General features: G+C 60.9%; 23 protein-coding genes. 12 read left to right on the plus strand and 11 right to left on the minus strand.

The genetic code is table 11. The annotated features are described in order from the left end of the window. Positions 1-49 precede the first annotated feature (49 nt). A complete protein-coding gene (locus ACXR0M_RS18635; protein WP_458833249.1) occupies positions 50-982 on the plus strand; it encodes a D-2-hydroxyacid dehydrogenase in 933 nt (310 codons plus the stop codon). 122 nt (positions 983-1,104) lie between these two features. Here the strand turns inward: ACXR0M_RS18635 and ACXR0M_RS18640 are convergent, their stop codons facing one another. Then, entirely contained in the window at positions 1,105-1,698 is a 594-nt protein-coding gene (locus ACXR0M_RS18640) for a nitroreductase family protein (protein WP_458833250.1), read from the minus strand. A 164-nt stretch (positions 1,699-1,862) separates the two neighbouring features. Here ACXR0M_RS18640 and ACXR0M_RS18645 point away from each other — a divergent pair, with 164 nt between their 5' ends. After that, positions 1,863-2,312 carry a YcgN family cysteine cluster protein gene (locus tag ACXR0M_RS18645; RefSeq protein WP_064586443.1) on the plus strand — a complete coding sequence of 150 codons (450 nt, stop codon included), beginning with the start codon at positions 1,863-1,865 and terminating at the stop codon, positions 2,310-2,312. A gap of 96 nt (positions 2,313-2,408) precedes the next feature. On the opposite strand, the gene ACXR0M_RS18650 is transcribed toward ACXR0M_RS18645, so the two are convergent. The 4 genes from ACXR0M_RS18650 to ACXR0M_RS18665 all read right to left on the minus strand — a co-directional run bounded on the left by ACXR0M_RS18650 (position 2,409) and on the right by ACXR0M_RS18665 (position 4,639). Beyond that, positions 2,409-2,786: a YgaP family membrane protein gene (locus ACXR0M_RS18650; protein ID WP_458833251.1), complete on the minus strand. Its 378-nt coding sequence runs from the start codon at positions 2,784-2,786 to the stop codon at positions 2,409-2,411. 82 nt (positions 2,787-2,868) lie between these two features. After that, positions 2,869-3,339 (minus strand): RNA methyltransferase, encoded by a 471-nt coding sequence (locus tag ACXR0M_RS18655; RefSeq protein ID WP_007911337.1) that lies wholly within the window; start codon positions 3,337-3,339, stop codon positions 2,869-2,871. 192 nt (positions 3,340-3,531) lie between these two features. Continuing rightward, a complete protein-coding gene (locus ACXR0M_RS18660; RefSeq protein ID WP_064586446.1) occupies positions 3,532-3,903 on the minus strand; it encodes a YajD family HNH nuclease in 372 nt (123 codons plus the stop codon). 49 nt (positions 3,904-3,952) lie between these two features. Further along, positions 3,953-4,639, minus strand: coding sequence for a spermidine synthase (locus ACXR0M_RS18665; protein WP_458833252.1), 687 nt, complete (start codon positions 4,637-4,639; stop codon positions 3,953-3,955). An 80-nt stretch (positions 4,640-4,719) separates the two neighbouring features. On the opposite strand from ACXR0M_RS18665, the gene ACXR0M_RS18670 reads away from it, so the two are divergent. Next, entirely contained in the window at positions 4,720-5,004 is a 285-nt protein-coding gene (locus ACXR0M_RS18670; RefSeq protein ID WP_458833253.1) for a hypothetical protein, read from the plus strand. Here ACXR0M_RS18670 and ACXR0M_RS18675 read toward each other — a convergent pair. After that, positions 5,001-5,474: a cyclic nucleotide-binding domain-containing protein gene (locus ACXR0M_RS18675; protein WP_007969596.1), complete on the minus strand. Its 474-nt coding sequence runs from the start codon at positions 5,472-5,474 to the stop codon at positions 5,001-5,003. The genes ACXR0M_RS18670 and ACXR0M_RS18675 overlap by 4 nt on opposite strands. 199 nt (positions 5,475-5,673) lie before the next feature. Next, on the minus strand, positions 5,674-7,728 hold the full coding sequence (locus ACXR0M_RS18680; protein ID WP_458833254.1) for a S9 family peptidase: 2,055 nt from the start codon (positions 7,726-7,728) through the stop codon (positions 5,674-5,676). 236 nt (positions 7,729-7,964) lie between these two features. Here ACXR0M_RS18680 and ACXR0M_RS18685 point away from each other — a divergent pair, with 236 nt between their 5' ends. From ACXR0M_RS18685 to ACXR0M_RS18695, 3 genes are read left to right on the plus strand one after another with little or no spacing between them, the layout of a single operon-like run. Continuing rightward, positions 7,965-8,462: an MFS transporter gene (locus tag ACXR0M_RS18685; protein WP_458833255.1), complete on the plus strand. Its 498-nt coding sequence runs from the start codon at positions 7,965-7,967 to the stop codon at positions 8,460-8,462. A gap of 15 nt (positions 8,463-8,477) precedes the next feature. Further along, positions 8,478-9,254: a class II glutamine amidotransferase gene (locus ACXR0M_RS18690; RefSeq protein ID WP_401062963.1), complete on the plus strand. Its 777-nt coding sequence runs from the start codon at positions 8,478-8,480 to the stop codon at positions 9,252-9,254. Between the two features lie 14 nt (positions 9,255-9,268). Then, a complete protein-coding gene (locus ACXR0M_RS18695; RefSeq protein WP_458833256.1) occupies positions 9,269-9,811 on the plus strand; it encodes a DUF2937 family protein in 543 nt (180 codons plus the stop codon). A 147-nt stretch (positions 9,812-9,958) separates the two neighbouring features. On the opposite strand, the gene ACXR0M_RS18700 is transcribed toward ACXR0M_RS18695, so the two are convergent. Further along, positions 9,959-10,873 (minus strand): LysR family transcriptional regulator, encoded by a 915-nt coding sequence (locus ACXR0M_RS18700; protein ID WP_458833257.1) that lies wholly within the window; start codon positions 10,871-10,873, stop codon positions 9,959-9,961. A 159-nt stretch (positions 10,874-11,032) separates the two neighbouring features. Between ACXR0M_RS18700 and ACXR0M_RS18705 the strand changes: the two genes are divergently transcribed. The 4 genes from ACXR0M_RS18705 (at position 11,033) to ACXR0M_RS18720 (ending at position 14,771) form a co-directional block, all read left to right on the plus strand. Further along, positions 11,033-12,319 (plus strand): MFS transporter, encoded by a 1,287-nt coding sequence (locus tag ACXR0M_RS18705; RefSeq protein ID WP_458833258.1) that lies wholly within the window; start codon positions 11,033-11,035, stop codon positions 12,317-12,319. Positions 12,320-12,397: 78 nt separating this feature from the next. After that, the gene (locus ACXR0M_RS18710) at positions 12,398-13,150 is read left to right on the plus strand and encodes a 5-oxoprolinase subunit PxpA (protein ID WP_458833259.1); all 753 of its coding nucleotides are present in this window, start codon (positions 12,398-12,400) and stop codon (positions 13,148-13,150) included. Next, on the plus strand, positions 13,147-13,851 hold the full coding sequence (gene pxpB / locus ACXR0M_RS18715) for a 5-oxoprolinase subunit PxpB (protein ID WP_458833260.1): 705 nt from the start codon (positions 13,147-13,149) through the stop codon (positions 13,849-13,851). The genes ACXR0M_RS18710 and pxpB overlap by 4 nt, the downstream gene beginning before the upstream one ends. Then, complete coding sequence (locus ACXR0M_RS18720) at positions 13,848-14,771, plus strand: 5-oxoprolinase subunit C family protein (RefSeq protein WP_458833261.1); 924 nt, start codon at positions 13,848-13,850, stop codon at positions 14,769-14,771. Before pxpB ends, ACXR0M_RS18720 begins: the two co-directional genes overlap by 4 nt. Positions 14,772-14,887: 116 nt before the next feature. Here the strand turns inward: ACXR0M_RS18720 and ACXR0M_RS18725 are convergent, their stop codons facing one another. Both ACXR0M_RS18725 and ACXR0M_RS18730 read right to left on the minus strand, forming a co-directional pair. Continuing rightward, positions 14,888-16,066 carry a vWA domain-containing protein gene (locus ACXR0M_RS18725; protein ID WP_007956512.1) on the minus strand — a complete coding sequence of 393 codons (1,179 nt, stop codon included), beginning with the start codon at positions 16,064-16,066 and terminating at the stop codon, positions 14,888-14,890. Between the two features lie 12 nt (positions 16,067-16,078). Next, on the minus strand, positions 16,079-16,924 hold the full coding sequence (locus tag ACXR0M_RS18730; RefSeq protein WP_458833262.1) for an AAA family ATPase: 846 nt from the start codon (positions 16,922-16,924) through the stop codon (positions 16,079-16,081). 201 nt (positions 16,925-17,125) lie between these two features. Between ACXR0M_RS18730 and ACXR0M_RS18735 the strand changes: the two genes are divergently transcribed. Further along, positions 17,126-17,356: a DUF4160 domain-containing protein gene (locus ACXR0M_RS18735; RefSeq protein ID WP_458833263.1), complete on the plus strand. Its 231-nt coding sequence runs from the start codon at positions 17,126-17,128 to the stop codon at positions 17,354-17,356. After that, entirely contained in the window at positions 17,344-17,841 is a 498-nt protein-coding gene (locus ACXR0M_RS18740; RefSeq protein WP_458833264.1) for a helix-turn-helix domain-containing protein, read from the plus strand. The genes ACXR0M_RS18735 and ACXR0M_RS18740 overlap by 13 nt, the downstream gene beginning before the upstream one ends. Here the strand turns inward: ACXR0M_RS18740 and ACXR0M_RS18745 are convergent. Further along, on the minus strand, positions 17,838-18,914 hold the full coding sequence (locus tag ACXR0M_RS18745; protein WP_458833265.1) for a DUF748 domain-containing protein: 1,077 nt from the start codon (positions 18,912-18,914) through the stop codon (positions 17,838-17,840). The genes ACXR0M_RS18740 and ACXR0M_RS18745 overlap by 4 nt on opposite strands. Positions 18,915-18,995: the final 81 nt, after the last annotated feature.

The raw sequence follows: 18,995 nt of genomic DNA on the forward strand, positions 1-18,995 counted from the left end.
AGTGCGACTCCTTCGGCGGTTGCCTGCACGGTTTGCGAAAGGTTTGAAGATGCGCGTTCTGATTGCTGAACACGACCACGCGGTGTATGCCCGGCTGCTGCGTCAGGCGGCCCCTGAACTTGAAGTCCTGACCAGTGGCGACTCCGCCGAACTGGCCCGGCAGGCCGCCGATTGCCCGGTATGGCTGGGGCAGCCGGATCTGCTGGCGACGCTGTTGCGCCAGGGCCATCAACCGCAATGGCTGCAATCGACCTGGGCCGGCATCACGCCGCTGCTCGCCGACGGTTTGCGCCGTGATTACCGCTTGACCCGCGCGGTGGGGATCTTCGGTCAGGTGATGGCCGAATATGTGCTGACCTACATGCTCGGTCACGAGCGTGAAGTGCTGGCGCGTCTGGTCAGCCAGGTCGAGCGTAAATGGGACAGTCGCACCGGCCAGAGCCTGGTCGGGCGCAAGGTGCTGATCGTCGGCACTGGCGATATCGGCCAGAGCGTGGCGCAGTTTCTGCTGCCGTTCGGCGTCGAGTTGTACGGCATCGCCAGCGCCGCCCGCGAACAGGCGCCGTTCGTCGAAGTGGGATCGATGGAGGATCTGCCGCGGCTGGTGGGCGAAGTCGATTACGTGGTCAACCTGCTGCCGAACACCGTACACACCCACGATATTTACGACGCGGCGCTGTTCAAGCAATTCAAGCCGACCGGATTGTTCATCAACGTCGGACGCGGCGTGGCGGTGGTCGATGCCGATCTGGTCGAAGCGTTGAAGGAAGGGCACCTGGCCGGCGCGGTGATCGACGTCTGCCGTCAGGAACCGTTGCCACAGCGCCATCCGTTCTGGACTGCCTGGGGCCTGTTGCTGACCGGGCACAGTTCCGCGCCAACCTCGCCTGCGTTAATGACGCAGTTGTTCGTCGAGAATCTGCGGGCGTATCAGGCCGGTGAAGCGTTGCGTGGGGAAGTGGATTTCAACCGCGGTTATTGAGTCACCGCGATACCTGTAGGAGTGAGCCTGCTCGCGATGAGGGCGTGTCAGCCGACGTTAATGTTGTCTGACACGACGCCATCGCGAGCAGGCTCACTCCTACAGTGGTTTTGTGGTGTTGCTTAGAGGGTGAAATCGCCTTCCGCCACCAGCTCGCTCAGCGGGCGACGTGGGCTCGGCACTTCCCGCGCCTGCAGGTACTCGGCCAAAGTGGCCTTGTCACCGAGCTTGCCGACAGCAACCGCCGCGTGCAGTGCATAACCTTCAGGAATATTCAGCTCCTTGCGGGTCAGCTCCTGATCGAAACCGGCCATGCCGTGGGTGTGCCAGCCGCTGAGGCTCGCTTGCAGCGCCATATGGCCCCAGGCCGAACCGGTGTCGAAGGTGTGCCACAGCGCCGGCGTTTCTTCGCTGGCGCCGGGGGCGGTGAAGGTGGTTTTCGAGATCACGATCACCAGCGCCGATGCGTGTTGTGCCCAGCTGCGGTTGAACTCATTCAGTAGGCCGAGAAAACGCTCCCAGTTCGGCGTGTCGCGGCGCGCATAGAGGAAGCGCCACGGCTGCGAGTTGTAGGCCGAGGGAGCCCAGCGTGCGGCTTCGAAAAAGCTCAGCAGGGTGTCTTCCGGAATCGCTTCGCCAGTGAAGGCGCGTGGCGACCAGCGGTCGGTGAACTGCGGATGGATGGCGTAATCGGCAACGCGAGGGTTGGCACTCATCGAAGATTCCCAGTGGTGGTGGAGGCATGAATTCGTGGCAAAACCCTACTGGCCGGCGATTCGCCTGACAAGCACGATTTACCGACAGTCGCCAGCGCTTGGCCGACAAGGCCCAGGGCACTAGACTGGCGGCCTTTTCACCACCTGATGTTGATGCTTGAGCCATGGCCGCCAAAGTCGAACCGTTCTGGAAACGCAAAACCCTCGATCAACTGGATCATGAGGAATGGGAATCGCTGTGCGACGGCTGCGGTCTGTGCTGCCTGCAGAAACTCGAAGATGAGGAAGACAACAGCGTCTATTACACGCGCATCGCCTGCAAATTGCTGGACCTGAAAACCTGCCAGTGCAGCGACTACCCGAACCGCATCCAGTTTGTCCCGGATTGCATTCAGCTGACCCCGGGCCAGGCCGAAGAATTCAAATGGCTGCCGCCAACCTGCGGTTATCGGCTGGTAAGCGAGGGCAAGGATTTGCCGTTGTGGCACCACTTGGTCTGCGGTGACCGTGACGCTGTACACCACGAACGGATTTCCCAGTCCGGGCGCATGCTCGCCGAGGGTAGCGTGCCGGAGGATGACTGGGAAGATCATCTGATTTTCCGGGCCGGTTAAGCACCGTTATAAAGATCAAAAGATCGCAGCCTGCGGCAGCTCCTACAGAGATTGTGTAGGAGCTGCCGCAGGCTGCGATCTTTTGCTGTTAAACCGTTAAACCCCGGCTTTTGGCGATTTCACCGAATCATTGCCAGTCACCGTCGCGCTGCTGGTGGCCGCTTCGGCATTGGTCTTGAGCTGGCTCAGCTCTTCACCGGCGCGCTCGATCTTCGCCCGTACGTTGTTCATGTCCTGACGGCCTTTCTCCAGCAGGCTCTTCACCGAGCTGTGCCCGGTAATGCCGCGGGCCATCGCCACGCCGCCAATCGCTACCTGAATCAGGCCAAACACGCCGCCACGGCGCAGGCCCTTGCCGACCATGATCACGCCGCCCGCCAGCGAGCCGATGCGCTCCCAGCCTTCGACGTTCTGCTCTGAGCGAGTCTGAAACGGGGTGGATTCGATACGTTGGACGCGTTTGAGTTCGGTCATGATCTGTCTCCCAGGCTATGTGCAATAGATAGATAAGCTGACTGCCGCGGCCTTCAGCTTGTTCCATCGGATGTGCAACGTTTCAGCGGAATTTCGGCCCGGAGCGGGTGTTCAGACCCTTGGCCATGCGGTCGTAGAGCACGACGTTGACCGTGGCGGCGAGGTTCATGCAGCCGGTGGTCGGGATGTACACCACGTCTTCGCACCAGTCACGGATCTCTTTATCCAGCGAGCCGTCTTCCGGGCCGAAGATGTACAGCGCGCGGTCCGGGTGGGTGTACTCCGGCAGCGGGCGGGCGCCCTCGACCAGTTCCACGGCGACCGGCACGCAGTTGAGCGGCAGGATTTTTTTCAGGTCGTCGATGCCGATCAGCGGGATGTCGTAGTGCACACGCTTGGTGTCGGTGACGAAATCGGCGGCGCGTTCATAACGCTTGCCGGTGTAGAACACCGACGCCACGCCGTAACAGCCTGCGGCGCGCATCACCGAACCGACGTTCTCCGGTGACTTGGGGTTGTACAAACCAATGCAGCTGTAACGTTTGTCTGCCACGAGCGGGGTGCCTTCGGGAAAAAGAGCGCGATTATACGGGGATTGGGCGGTTGTGGTCAGATCATGGATTGGCGCTGTCTGGATGGCCGCCTTCGCGAGCAAGCCCGCGCCCACATTGGTTTTGTGTACGCCACAGATCCAATGTGGGAGCGGGCTTGCTCGCGAAGGGGCCAGTCCAGGCGCTGAAGAGTGTCAGTCTTCTTTCTTCATCAACCCGGCCAGCGCTGCAAACGGGTTATGCGTCGCCTTGGCAATTTTCGGCGTGCTCAGCGAGCCGTCGTCGAAGTACTGCTGGTCGGTGTAGCGCGAGTGTTCGTTGTCGTGGCAGTACAGGCACAACAGCTCCCAGTTCGAGCCGTCCTGCGGGTTGTTGTCGTGGTTGTGGTCGCGGTGGTGCACGGTCAGTTCGCTCAGGCGCTTGCCGGAGAACTCGCGGGCGCAGCGGCCGCACACGTGCGGGTACATTTTCAGGGCCTTGTCGCGGTAGCCCATTTCCTTGTCACGCTGATTGTCGGCCAGGATGCGATCAAGCTTCGAGGTGTTGGTCGGGGTGGACGAACTCATGGGTTCACCTTTGTAAAAAGACTGATGACGGTTATGCCGCCAGTTTAGCTCAGCCCTTGAGCTTCTCGGCAATCCAGATCGTATGGCGAGTGCCCTTGTTGCCGTGGGCGAACACCTGGACTTCTTCGGCCTTGAATCCGGCCTTCTTCAATTTGTCGGAAAACTGCCGGTCCGCGCTGGCCGACCACACCGCGAGTACGCCCTTGGGACGCAGGGCCTTGGCGCAGGCGTTGAGCCCGGCGGCGGAATACAGCCAGCTGTTGGTCTTCTGGGTCAGGCCTTCGGGGCCGTTGTCGACGTCAAGCATGATCGCGTCGAAGCCTTTCGGCTCGCTTTGCAGGACCTTGGCCACGTCATCCTGACGGATCACCGTGCGTGGATCGAGCAGCGGACGCCCGGACTTCTCACCCAGCGGCCCACGGTTCCATTCGACAACGCCCGGCACCAGTTCGGCGACCACCACTTCGGCGCTTTTGCCCAGATGCTTGAGCGCCGAGGCGAGGGTGAAGCCCATGCCCAACCCGCCGATCAGCACCCGCGAATTCGGCCGGCCGGCGACCTTGCGGCAAGGAATCTCGGCCAGCGCATCTTCGGAACCGTGCATGCGCGTGTTCATCAGTTGCCCGCCGTCGCCGCCCTGGATCTTGATGACGAAATCCTCGCCATACTCGAACAGGCACAGGGCGCCACCGTTGTCAGGGATCGGCGTGGTGTCGAGCAGAACGAAACGTTTCATGGAAATCTCTACAAGGGGGAAGGCAAGCAGGCCCGTTGGGAGTAGCCTGAGCGCAGACTAGAGGCCAAACGGAGCCCTTGATGAAGCGCACCATTCTAACGGTCATTGCCCTGGCCGCGCTCTCGATTACTGCAGTGCAGGCGCAGCAGACCTTTCCGGTCAGCCCGACGCCGCAACCCGGCGCGCCCGGGACCGCCACGCCGACGCCGTATCCGCAAATCACCCCGATCAACGTTCCCAAGTCCGGCGCCGGCAGTGGCAGCCCGCCGCTGGTGCCGATCGAAATGCCTAGCCCACCGAGCAAGGATCAACCGGTGCCGGGCATCGAGCCGGGCGCGACCAAGGCCAAATCCCCCGGCGGTTAAACCTGCTGCGCGGCCAGTTGACCGTCGGCCATGCGCAGGCGTTTGGACAGCGAGACGGCGAGGGCGCGGATGATTTTCGCGGCGATCTTCGGTGCGTCGTTGAGCATCTTTTCCAGCGAGTCCTTGCCCAGGTTCAACAACTGGCAGTTGCTCGCCGCGATGCAGGTGGCCGAGCGCCGTTCGCCATCCAGCACGGCCATTTCACCAAACGCCCGACCGCTGCGCAGGGTGGCCATGGTGATGACCTGGCCATCAGGCCCGGTTTTCTGTACCGCGACCTGACCGGTGTGGAGGATGCACATGAAGCTGCCGGCATCGCCCTCGCGAAAAATCGCCTCGCCCTCGGCCACGGTGCTGATGCTGAAATAGCCCGAAGCGGCGGCAAAGTCCGCCAGCTGCAATTGATCAAACAGGCCACAGTCCATCAGCCAGTCGCGGATTTCGTTGTTCAACAGAGTCGGTTCTGACATGTCATTGCGGTCTTTTTGTTTTCACATTCCAAGGCTTAACACGGACCCCTGTAGGAGCTGCCGAAGGCTGCGATCTTTTGATTCTGTTTTTTGAAAAGCAAGATCAAAAGATCGCAGCCTGCGGCAGCTCCTACATGGGGATCTGTGGATATCGGCCCCGCGGGTCTGGAGTTAAGACCCGAGTGACCGACGGAGTTCCTCAGGCCAGGCCCAAAACCTTGAACACAAATGCATATTCGAGTGCTACGTCACGTAATCCCTGATAACGCCCGCTCATCCCGCCATGCCCGGCGCCGAGTTCGGTCTTGAGCAGCAGCAGATTGTCGTCGGTCTTGGTCGCGCGCAGTTTCGCCACCCACTTGGCCGCTTCCCAGTATTGCACGCGGCTGTCGTTGTAGCCGGCGATGACCAGCGTGGCCGGATAGGCCTGTGCGCTGACGTTTTCGTACGGCGCATAGGCCTTGATCCGCTCGTAAACGTCCGGTTCTTCCGGGTTGCCCCACTCGTCGTATTCGGTGACGGTCAGCGGCAGCTCCGGGTCGAGCATGGTGTTGAGCACGTCGACGAAGGGCACTTCGGCAATCGCCACGCCGAACAGGTCCGGGCGCTGATTGAGCACCGCGCCGATCAATAGCCCCCCGGCACTGCCGCCGCTGATCGCCAGTTTCTCGGCGGTGGTGATGCCGTTGAGAATCAGGAATTCGGCGCAGGCAATGAAATCGCTGAAGGTGTTGGGCTTGTGTTCCTGCTTGCCGGCGCGGTACCAGGCTTCGCCCAACTCGCCGCCGCCACGCACGTGGGCGATGGCGAACGCCATGCCGCGATCCAGCAGACTCAGGCGGGCGTGGGAGAACCATGGATCGAGACTTGAGCCGTAAGCGCCATAACCGTACAGATACAGCGGCACCGGTTTGCCGAGCATCTCGCGCTTCATCACCAGACTGATCGGCACCTGCGTACCGTCCGGCGCGGTGGCCCACAGGCGTTGGCTCACATAGGCGTCAGCGTCGAACGGGCCGAGTACCGGGGTTTCCTTCAAAACCGTTTGCTCGCCGCTGGCAAGGATCAGTTGGCGCACCTGTGCCGGGCGATTCAACGCTTCGTAGCGCAAACGAATGCGGTCGCTCTCGAACTCCAGACTGTTTTGTACATAAAGGCTGTAGGCCGCATCCGGCAGTTGCACGCGATAAGGCGCCAGGCCCTGTGGGTGAACTTCGATGACCGGCAAGCCGCCTTCGCGCAGGCTCAGGGTCATGGCCTCGGCGTTGAGGGTGACGCCGTCGAGCATCACCTCGTCGCTGTGCGGGATCAGGTTCTGCCAATCGGCTTCGCTCGGCGCGATACCGGTGTCCGGGGCCTGATACAGGGCGAAGTTGATGCCGTCGCGGTTGGTGCGAATGAACCACGTCCACACGCCATCGAGCACGCCGTGGTCGACGTCGTATTCGTGATCCTCGACCCGTGGCGCCAGGCAGGTGAAGGGCAGGTGCGGCTGATGTGCGTCCAGCGCCCAGACTTCGCTGGTGGTCTTGCTGCCCAGGGTTAGCAACAGTTGCTGCTCGGAGCTGGAGCGGTAGCAATGCAGGAAGAAACGCCCGTCCGGCTCGTGGAATACTTCTTCGGCCGCGGTGCCGTCGAGGCGGTAGCGAAACAGTTTGTGCGGACGGTGGGTGTCGTCGAGCACGGCGAAAAACAGGGTCAGGCTGTCATTGGCCCAGGTCATGCTGCCGTCGCAGTCTTCGAATTCCAGTTCGCTGACCTTGTCGTTGGCCAGTTCCTTGACGAACAGGGTGTAGATCTCGTCGCCCGAGGTGTCGACGCTGTAGGCCAGACGCTGATGGTCGGGGCTGATGCTGAACGCACCGAGCGAGAAGAAGCCGCCGTTGGCCAGCTGGTTCGGGTCGAGCAGCAGTTGTTCGCGACTCTCGTCGAGGGTCAGGCTGTCGTCGGCCGGACGCGGGCAGCGGTAGTGCCGGGCGTATTCGTCGCCAGCGGTGGTGCGCGTGTAATACAGATACGGGCCCCACGGCGAGGGCAGGGACAGGTCGGTTTCGAGGATCCGGCCCTTGATCTCTTCGAACAGGCTTTCGCGCAGACCGGCCTGATCGGCGGTTTGGGCTTCCTGGTAGGCGTTTTCAGCCTTGAGGTAGTCGAGCACCACATCGGTGTCGCGCTCCTGCAGCCAGGCATACGGGTCGGTACCGGGCGCCCGCTGGGCAATCGGGGGAGTCATGACATTGGCGGATTCAGGCATGGAAGGCTCTCGGAAAATGTTCTGAATAAGGGTTTTCGCAGATAGTGAAACTGCTGCATTCCCTGTGGGAGCGAGCTTGCTCGCGAAGGCGTCCTGTCAGATGACATGTGTTTCACTGACCCGGCGCATTCGCGAGCAAGCTCGCTCCCACAGGGTTTGCTGTTGGCCGTCTGGTATTGGGACAAGCCTGGCGGGCGAAAAGTCGTTACTATAAGCGCCTCTTTGCCTGCCTTGCCATGGACACCATGACCGAGAACGACTATCTGATCGCCTGGGGCCTCTACGCCTTTGCCGCCGTAGGCTGCCTGTTGGTATGGCTGCGCCTGACCCGCTGGATGTGGCGCTGGCTGCGCGAGCCGCTAAGGGTGCTGATGGCAGTGTTGCTGTTCAGCCCGACCATCATCGACCCGGTTAAAGCCAAGGTCGCGCCGTCCATCGCCATCACCGCGCTGGACCTGGCCTTCAAGGTCGGCAACAACGCCTGGCGGGCGATTTCCGATCTGTTCATGTACGGCATGATCGCTTTCGGCATCTACCTGATTTTCGTGTTGATCCGTTTCCCGATCGAACGCGCTTCCCGCGCCCGTCGCGAGCAGGCCGAAGCCGCCAAAGCCGCGGCGCGGGCCGATGATCGAGACGACGATCAGCCGTTCGGCGCTGCCGGCGATGACCGCTACGGTCGGCCGCCGCTGCCAAACAACCCGCAGCGCATGCGGGTCGAGCCGCGTCTGTAAGCCGAGAGTCCGCACATGTGTGAATTACTGGGCATGAGTGCCAACGTGCCGACCGACATCGTGTTCAGCTTCACCGGCCTGATGCAGCGTGGCGGGCGCACCGGCCCGCACCGTGATGGCTGGGGTATCGCCTTCTATGAAGGGCGCGGCCTGCGTTTGTTCCAGGACCCGGCGGCGAGTTGCGAGTCGGAAGTGGCCAATCTGGTGCAGCGCTATCCGATCAAGAGCGAAGTGGTCATCGGCCACATCCGCCAGGCCAACGTCGGCAAGGTCTGCCTGTCCAACACCCACCCGTTCGTCCGCGAGCTGTGGGGGCGCAACTGGTGTTTCGCGCACAACGGCCAGCTCGCCGATTTCACCCCGATCAAGAGTTTCTACCGCCCGGTGGGCGACACCGACAGCGAAGCGGCGTTCTGCGATTTGCTCAACCGCGTGCGTGCCGCCTTCCCGGAGCCAGTGGATATCGAAGTGCTGCTGCCGGACCTGGTTGCCGCATGCGCCGAATACCGCAGCAAAGGCGTATTCAACTGCCTGCTCAGCGACGGCGACTGGCTGTTCTGCTATTGCTCGACCAAACTGGCACAGATCACCCGGCGCGCACCGTTCGGTCCGGCGCGGCTCAAGGACGTCGATGTGATCGTCGATTTCCAGGCGGAAACCACGCCCAACGACGTGGTCACGGTGATCGCCACCGAACCCCTGACCGAAAATGAAACCTGGACCCGTTACCAACCGGGCCAATGGAGCCTGTGGCGACGCGGCGAATGCGTCAGCCAGGGCACGACCGAATAAAGGATCTTTGCGCGATGTTGCTCAGTTATCTACGGCTGGTGTTGTTTGCGGCGGGCCTGTTGATCGGTGTCCAGGTGCCGGGGTTCATCAACGATTACGCGAAACGCGTCGAAGCCCATCTGATCGAAGCGCAGACCGGTTTGCGTGGCTTCCAGGGCACGGCCGAGCAGTTCTTCAAGGGCGACTTGCAGGCGCTGGTCGCACATTACCGTGCCAGTGACGACCCGGTGTTTCGCAGCGATGCCGACAGCCTGAGCACTTTGCTCAACCGCCAGATCGCACTGGATAAACAGTTCCAGGCCATGCAGGGTCCGTGGTACATCCGCTTCCTGCAAGTGGTGCTGGCCGCCGATCCGGACATCCGCAAGGAAACCTGGAACGGCTATAGCTACCAGATCCTGCTGACCCCGGAAGCGATGATCTGGGGCATGAGCGGCGCGCTGCTGCTGTCGTTCGGCATCGAGTGCCTGGTTCGGCTGATAGACTGGGTGGTACTGGGCGGCCGGCGTTTGCGCCAGAGCCGGCCGATCGAAGACCGCGACGTGCGCGGCCTCTAAAGCTTACAAGGCCCTCTGTGGCGAGGGGATTTATCCCCGATGGGCTGCGAAGCAGACCTGAATCCTGATAACTTGAACCCATCTGGGACAACGCTTGGGGCCGCTTCGCGCCCCATCGGGGATAAATCCCCTCACCACAAATAGCCTTCAGTCAGTCAGCGTGATGTAGTCTTTGCCAACCTTGCGCGCATAGTCTCCCAGCACCTGCTGACACAGCGTCACCATCTCCTCGACCCATTCCACGCCGACTCGCCAGGACACCACCACCTGTAAGTTCGGCGGTCGCTGATCGATACCGAGCAACGTCAGTTCGCCCCGCGCCAGTTCCTCAGTCACCAATACCGGCGGCAGCACCCCAATACCAAAGCCATCACGCAACAGCCGAGTGATCGCCGACACCGAGTTCACGCAGTTCAGGCGCGGCGCCGGTACGCCGTTGGCCTGCATCAATGCCAGCAGATCCTGATGCGGTCGGGAGTTTTTCGAGTAGGTGATGATCCGCTCCTGCGCCAGTTCAGTGAGGTCGGCGTAGTCACGGTTGTAGATGGACTGGCTGGCGACGATCCAGCCCAGCGGATGGCTGGCCAACTCCAGGCTGCGGACACTTTCATGGCGGATCAGATCGGTTTGCAGAACGATGTCAAGAAAGCCCTTTTGCAGCTGATCGCAGAGGTTGAGCGAGGTATCGGCGACCAGCTCGATTTCCACTCGCGGATACACATCGGTCATCTGCGCCACCAACGGGCTGAGCCAGGTGTGAATCACCGTGTCCATGACGCCGATGCGCACCCGGCCGACTTTGCTCGAACGGGTCTCTATCGATTGCTTGAGCGCGGTCATGGTGTCGAGCATCTGCTCGGCGTAATCCAGCACTTTCAAGCCTTCGGGGGTCAGGCTGACGCCGCGTGAATCACGCAGAAACAGCTTCACCCCCAACTCACCTTCGAGCACCGCGATGCGGCTGGAAATCGACGCCTGGGTGGTGAACAGCTTGTCGGCGGTCAGGCGAAAACTCTTCAGCCGGGCGACCCAGACAAAGGTCTCGAGAAACTTCAGGTTCATGGGCAAGGCTCGGGTGACAAGTTTTTCTTATGCCTAAGGCGGGTTTTTATTCGTTGGACGCAGCAGGGCGACGCGCCCAAAAATCGGCGCATCCGGTTCCCACGATAGGCGTCGTCGGGGCTGCGAACAAGACCAATAAAAAACCTGCGGAGATAAGCCATGAGTGCTCCCAACACCCTTGAAGCATCCACGACGACGGCGCGTCCGGGACCGTTCGACTGGTATCGCAACATCAATCAGCAGGAGCGTCGCACCTTCTGGAGCTGCAAGATCGGCTACGGCCTGGACGGCATGGACACGCAGATGCTCAGTTTCGTGGTGCCGACCCTGATCGCCATGTGGGGCATCACCACCGGGCAGGCCGGGCTGATTCACACCAGCACCCTGATCGCCTCGGCCATCGGCGGCTGGGTGGCGGGGATTCTCTCCGACCGCATCGGCCGTGTGCGCACCCTGCAATTGACGGTACTGTGGTTCGCCTTCTTTACCTTCCTTTGTGGCTTCGCCCAGAGTTACGAGCAGCTGTTGATCGCGCGAACCCTGATGGGTTTCGGTTTCGGCGGTGAATGGACCGCCGGCGCGGTGCTGATCGGGGAAGTGATCCGCGCCAAAGACCGCGGCAAAGCGGTGGGCATGGTGCAGTCCGGCTGGGCGCTGGGTTGGGGGCTGACTGCGATTCTGTATGCGCTGCTGTTCTCGGTATTGCCGCCAGAGGACGCGTGGCGGGCGCTGTTCATCCTCGGCATCGTGCCGGCGATCTTTGTGATCTTCGTTCGGAGGCTGGTGAAAGACCCGGAGATCTATCGCGAAGCCAAGGCGGCGCAAACCCCGGAGAACCCGGCGAAGTTCTACGAGATTTTCGCCCCCGGCATGCTTTTCACCACGTTCCGCGCCTCCTTGCTGACCACTGGCGCACTGGGCGGGTATTACGCGATCACCTCGTGGCTGCCGACCTTTCTCAAGAACGAGCGTGGCTTGAGCGTGCTCGGCACCGGCGGTTATCTGGCGATGGTGATCATCGGCTCCTACGTCGGCTATGTGATCAGCGCTTATCTTACCGACCTGCTGGGACGTAAAAAGAACTTCATTCTGTTCGCGGTCGGCTCGTTCACCATCGTCTTGCTGTACACGCAGCTGCCGGTGAGCAACGGCGTGATGCTGTGGCTGGGCTTTCCGTTGGGCTTCTTCGCCTCGGGGATTTTCAGCGGCATGGGCGCGTTTCTCACCGAGCTGTTTCCGACGCGGATTCGCGGTTCGGGGCAGGGCTTCTGCTACAACATCGGCCGGGCGCTGGCGGCACTGTTTCCCCTGTTGATCGGTTTGCTCAGCCAGAAAGTGCCGCTGAGCGTGGGTATCGGCGCGTTTGCTGCGGTGTCCTACGGGGTGGTGATTCTCGCCGCGTTGAGCCTGCCGGAAACCCGCGGCAAGCAACTGGATGCGCAGTAACTGATAATCTGCGAGGGCATTGCCCATCGGGTATTTGTCCTACGGATAGAAAGACAAGAAGCTACAGGAGTGTTTACTGTGAGCCGCCTGTTATTGAATTGTGACATTGGCGAGAGTTTCGGCAGCTGGACCATGGGGCTGGACGCCGAGATCATGCCCTTCATCGACTGCGCCAACGTCGCCTGCGGATTCCATGCCGGTGATCCGAGCATCATGCGCAAAACCGTCAGCCTCGCGCTGAGCCATGGCGTGCAGATCGGCGCGCATCCGGCCTATCAGGATCTGGTGGGCTTTGGACGCCGTTCGATGGCGTATTCCGCGCAAGAGCTGCAGGACATCCTGCATTATCAGATCGGCGCACTCGACGGCATTTGCCGGGCGCAGGGCGGGCGCGTGAGCTACGTCAAACCCCACGGCGCGATGTACAACGACATGATGGCCAACCCGGCGCAATTGCGTGCGGTGCTTCAGGCCATCACTGCGTACGACCGCAGTTTGCCGCTGATGCTGATGGCCACCCGCGATAACTCGGCGGCGCAGCAACTCGGTGATGAATACGGCGTGACCCTGTGGTTCGAGGCCTTCGCCGATCGCGCCTACGACAGTGCTGGCCGACTGGTCTCGCGGCAACTGCCGGGCGCGGTGCATCACGACGCGCAGGTCATCATCGACCAGGCCCTGACCATCGCCCGTGGCGATGAGCTTGTTGCCAGCGACGGCAGCGCCTTGCATCTGCAGGCCAACACCCTCTGTGTGCATGGCGACAACGCCAGTTCGGTGGCCGCCGTGCAGCGCATTCGCGAGGCCTTGAATCAGCAGAGCGCGTCATGAAGCCACGGATTGAAGTGGTGGCGGTGGACTGCCTGATGCTGCGCCTGTTCGATGACATTGCCGAAGCCAACATGCCGTGGATGCTCGCCGCCAGTGAGCGTTTGCGCGCTATGTTCGGTGCGCAGTTGATTGACCTGGTGCCGTCCTACACCACGTTGATGGTGCATTACGACCTGACCGCGCTGAGCCCGAATCAGGCGCGGGAATTAATCGCCGAGGCATTGATCGACCTGTCGCCGAACGAGCAGGGTGGTGGCCAGTGTCATGTGCTGCCGGTCTGGTACGACCTCAGTGTCGGCCCGGAACTTAGCCTGTTGGCGCAGCGCAGCGGTCTGGCGGTGGACGAGGTGATCCGTCGTCACAGCGCGCGCGAATATCAGGTGTTTGCCCTCGGCTTTGCTCCGGGCTTCGCCTTCATGGGGCTGGTGGAAGAGGCGCTGGCAGCACCGCGTCTGGACACCCCGCGCAAGAAAGTCGCGGCCGGCAGCGTCGGCATCGCCGAACGGCAGACCGCCGCTTATCCGGTAGTGTCACCCGGTGGCTGGAACCTGATCGGCCGCACCCCGGCCAGATTGTTCGACCGCCATCGCGACGGCTACAGCCTGATGCAGCCCGGCGATACCGTGCGTTTTGCAGCGGTCAGTCACGCCGAATTCATCAACCTTGGCGGCGATGACACACCGCTGGAGGCGCTGGCATGAGCCGACTGACGATTGAGGCGAGCACGCCGCTGTGCCTGCTACAGGACGCCGGACGCTTCGGCGTGCGCCATTTGGGCGTGACCCAGGGCGGCGCGGCGGACTGGTGTTCGATGAGCTGGGCCAACTGGTTGCTGGCTAATGCGCTGGATGCGCCGGTGATCGAAATCACCCTCGGCGGGTTTGCGGTAATCGCGGAAGACGATTGCCTGCTGGCTCTGGCCGGGGCGGATCTTGGCGCGCAGATCGATGGCCAGCCATTGGCGCCATGGCGCAGTTTCAAATTGGGCAAAGGGCAGAAATTGCAGTTCACCCAACCATTGCTCGGCGCGCGAGCTTATCTGGCGGCGCCTGGCGGTTTTGACGCGCCACAGGTGCTGGGCAGCAGCGCCACGGTGGTGCGCGAAGAACTCGGTGGTCTCGATGGTCTGGGGTTGCCACTGACCAAAGGTGCGGCGCTGAGTTATCAGGGCAAATCGCAGCAGGTGCGTGAAGTGCCAGCGCCGCATCGGCCGGATTTTCGCCTGAATACCCCGCTGGATCTGGTGCTTGGCGCGCAGATCGGTCAGTTCAGTGGGCAGAGTCTGTTTGATGTGTTCAACAGTGGCTGGACGCTGGACAGTCGCGCTGACCGCATGGGTATTCGGTTATTGGGCAAGGCCTTGCAGTATCAGGGGCTGCCGATGATTTCCGAGGGCATTCCGTTGGGCGCGGTGCAGGTGCCGCCGGACGGGCAGCCGATTGTATTGCTCAATGATCGGCAGACCATTGGCGGCTATCCGCGCCTGGGGGCGTTGACGCCATTGGCGTTGACGCGGCTGGCGCAGTGTCTGCCGGGTGAGAAGGTGTGGCTGAGGCCGGTGGTGCAGGATGTTGCGCACCGGGAGCATGTCGAATATTTGCGGCGTTTCAGAGCTGGCTAAAAGCTTCGCGAGCAAGCCCGCTCCCACAGGTATCGAGGTGGACACAAATCTTGTTAACACCGCTGATCACTGTGGGAGCCGGGCTTGCCCGCGAAGGCGTCCGCCCAGACAACCCATTATTTGGACAGAAACCGCATCCCTTCCTCAAGCCCGCGCAGGGTCAACGGATACATCTGATCCTCGATCAAATCGCGCACGATATTGGTCGATGAGGTATAGCCCCAGGTGTCCTTCGGGTACGGATTGATCCAGATAAGCTTCTTGTATTTCTCCATGAAGCGCTGCATCCACACATAACCCGGTTCTTCGTTCCAGTGCTCGACGCTGCCGCCGGCCTGGGTGATTTCGTACGGCGCCATGGCGGCGTCGCCGATGAAGATCACTTTGTAGTCGGCGCCGTACTTGTGCAGCAGGTCTTGGGTCGAGGTGCGCTCGGAAGTGCGGCGCATGTTGTTCTTCCACACCGATTCATAAATGAAGTTGTGGAAGTAGAAGTACTCCAGATGCTTGAACTCGGTCTTGCAGGCCGAGAACAGCTCTTCGCAGATCTTCACGTGTGCATCCATCGAACCGCCGATATCGAACAGCAGCAACAGCTTCACCGTGTTGCGCCGTTCCGGGCGCATCTGGATGTTGAGCAGGCCGGCGTCTTTGGCGGTGTGGTCGATGGTGCCGTCGATGTCCAGCTCTTCCGCCGCCCCCTGGCGGGCGAATTTGCGCAGACGCCGCAGGGCGACCTTGATGTTGCGCGTGCCCAGTTCCACCGAATCGTCGAGGTTCTTGTACTCGCGCTGATCCCAGACCTTGACCGCTTTGCCTTGGCGCTTGCCGGCGTCGCCGACGCGGATGCCTTCCGGGTTGAAACCGCCGGAGCCGAACGGGCTGGTGCCGCCGGTGCCGATCCATTTATTGCCGCCGGCATGGCGTTCCTTCTGTTCTTCGAGGCGTTTCTTGAACTCTTCGATCAGCTTGTCGAGGCCGCCGAGGGACTGGATCTGCGCGCGTTCCTCATCGGTCAGCGAGCGCTCGAATTCCTTGCGCAACCAGTCTTCGGGAATCAGCGCCTGCAAATGGTCATCGAGTTTTTCCAGACCATTGAAGTAGGCGCCGAACGCACGGTCGAACTTGTCGAAATGCCGTTCGTCCTTGACCAGAATCGCCCGCGACAAGTAGTAGAACTCGTCCATGTCGGCGAAGGTCACGCGTTGTTTCAGCGCGTTGATCAGGTCGAGCAGCTCGCGCACCGACACCGGCACCTTGGCGGCACGCATTTCATTGAACAGGTTGAGCAGCATGGCATTCGCCTCTTAGCGCGAACCGCGACGGCTCATGAACGCCAGGCGCTCAAGCAGTTGCACGTCCTGTTCGTTCTTCACCAAGGCACCGGCCAGTGGCGGGATGGCTTTGGTCGGATCGCGCTCGCGCAGCACCGCTTCGCCGATGTTGTCGGCCATCAGCAGCTTCAGCCAGTCGACCAGCTCCGAGGTCGACGGCTTCTTCTTCAGGCCCGGCACCTTGCGCACATCGAAGAACACGTCCAGCGCTTCGCTGACCAGATCCTTCTTGATGTCCGGGTAGTGCACATCGACGATTTTCTGCAGGGTAGTGCGGTCGGGAAAGGCGATGTAGTGGAAGAAGCAGCGGCGCAGGAAGGCGTCCGGCAGCTCTTTCTCGTTGTTCGACGTAATGATGATGATCGGGCGCTTTTTGGCCTTGATGGTCTCGTCGATCTCGTAAACGTAGAACTCCATCTTGTCGAGTTCTTGCAGCAGGTCGTTGGGGAACTCGATGTCGGCCTTGTCGATTTCGTCGATCAGCAGAATCACCCGCTCGTCGGACTCGAAGGCCTCCCACAGCTTGCCTTTCTTCAGGTAGTTGCGCACGTCATGGACTTTTTCGTTGCCCAGTTGCGAGTCGCGCAGACGGCTGACTGCATCGTACTCGTACAGCCCCTGATGGGCCTTGGTGGTGGACTTGATGTGCCAGGTGATCAGCTTGGCGCCGAACGATTCGGCCAGTTGCTCGGCAAGCATGGTCTTGCCGGTGCCCGGCTCGCCCTTGACCAGCAGGGGCCGCTCCAGGGTGATGGCGGCGTTGACCGCCAGCTTCAGGTCATCGGTGGCGACGTAGGCCTGGGTGCCTTCGAACTTCATCTGCTAATCCTCGAACGGTAACGCCGACCTGCACAGGCAGGGCGGAGGCGAAAAATCGGATGCCTCGACTATAACGCGCAGCCCGGTCGACTGTGAACGCAGACGGCGTATTCAGTCTCTGAATGGGGCGTCACATGTTGACTCAGTTTCGGCCCGGGGCCAGTATTCAGGTATCGCCGATTTGGCGATAGCCTCTCAGGCATGACGACTAAATACCGATTTCGCGACAAATACCGCATTCAGTTGCGCGAGAAGGATCACCCGCCACCCCATGTCCACCTGATCGGAGGCGGCGTGGAAGTGATGCTTAGCCTTGAAACTGTTGAAGTCATGGCGGGCAAGGCCCCACCGCTGATTATCAAGGAAGCGCTGGCGTGGGTTGCCGCTCATCAGGTGCAACTGCTGGAGGACTGGAAACGATGTTACCCATGAAAAGACCGCGTCTGGCAGCTGTTCAGGCACTGGCAGACTTTCGATTGAAGCTGACTTTTGTTGATGGTCAGGAACTGATGCTTGACCTGGGCCGAGATATCCACGCTTATCCAGGCTTGCATCCATTACTTGATCCTGAGGTGTTTGCCTCTGCCACCCTAGACGACTATGGTTGGACTGTTGAATGGATGGAACCCGATATACAGATTGGTGCAGACACACTCTATATGGATGCATTGGCGCAAAACGCTACCGATGAAAACACCCGGATTTTCATCGATTGGCGGGCACGTACCGGACTCACTCTGAGTCAGGCAGCCGAAGCGCTGGGGGTCAGCGTCCGCAGCATCAGTCGATACAGCAATGGACGGGAGACGGTGCCAAAGGCACTGGCCTTGGCTTGTCTCGGTTGGGACTCATTGCAACAAAAATCCGCGCTGGCAGCTGAAGACTCCGGTCGATATATCGTCAATCGTAAATCTTAGCCCGCATCCGGCTTAGGCCGTTCATACCGCGCATTAAAGGCTTGAATAAAACCATTGCGCAGAATCTGCAAAAACGCTTCGAACGCGCTGATGTTCTGCTGATGCACGTTGCCGCTGAGTTCTACCTTGGTGGCGAACTGGTTTTTCGCCTGGTTCTTCAGCACGGTTTCCGTACCGCCGACCAGTGCCTCCCAGACCGAACGGAAGATGCTCTTGTCCTTGTTTTCGACGTCCTGTTGCCAGTTGAACACTTCGACGTCGCGCAGCAGTGGTTTGATGTAGCCGCTGACCTGGGCTTTTTTCGCCTGGGCTTCGATGACCACGTCGCCGTGGCCGGCATTGAAATCGAATTTGCCGTAGGCCGAGGCGAAGTCGTTCATGCGCTTGAGTTCGATGTCGCGGGCGCGCAGGCGGAACTGGAAGTCTTCGAAATTGCTCAGCGGATCGAAGGTTGCGGTGGTTTCCAGCGGGGCGTGCCCCAGCAGCAGGGCTTTGCCGTCGAAGCGGGCGTCGCGTTTGCCCTCTTTGTCGACCACGTTGGTCAGGTTATAGATGCTGGCCTCGACCTTGGTCGCGTTCATGTTCACCGGTGGCTTGGAGCTGAAGTTGCGGAAAGTGATTTTGCCGTCGTGAATCTGCACCTCGTCGAGGGTGATCGGCAGCAATTTGCCGAGTTGCTCGCGCCAGTCGGTGCCTTTACCGGTCTGGGAATTCTGCTTGTTGGGCCCGCCATCGACAAAGTTGATCTCGGGGTTGAGGAACTGTACCTGCGCTACCACGGCATGCTCGTACCACAACGAATGCCAGCTGACGGCCAGATCGATCACCGGTGCGTTGACGAACGGCACCGGCACCTTGCCGTCGACCTTGACGATTTTCAGCCCGTTGATCTTGTAGGCGCCGCGCCACAAGGCCAGATCGACGTCGGTGATCTGCCCTCGATAGTCACCCATGTCCGCCAGTTTGCCGTTCAGGTAGTCGCGCACCATGTACGGCAAGGCGATGTGCAATGCGATCAGCAACACAACGATGATGGCGAAAATGCCCAGTGGCCAACTGTAGCGACGTTTCATGAAGACAACTCCCTGACGATGTTAGCGATTGACTGTCGTGTGGCGCAGACGTTCGACCCGACTGGACTGCGCCAGGCAACA

The organism is Pseudomonas sp. Eth.TT006 (assembly GCF_054456575.1).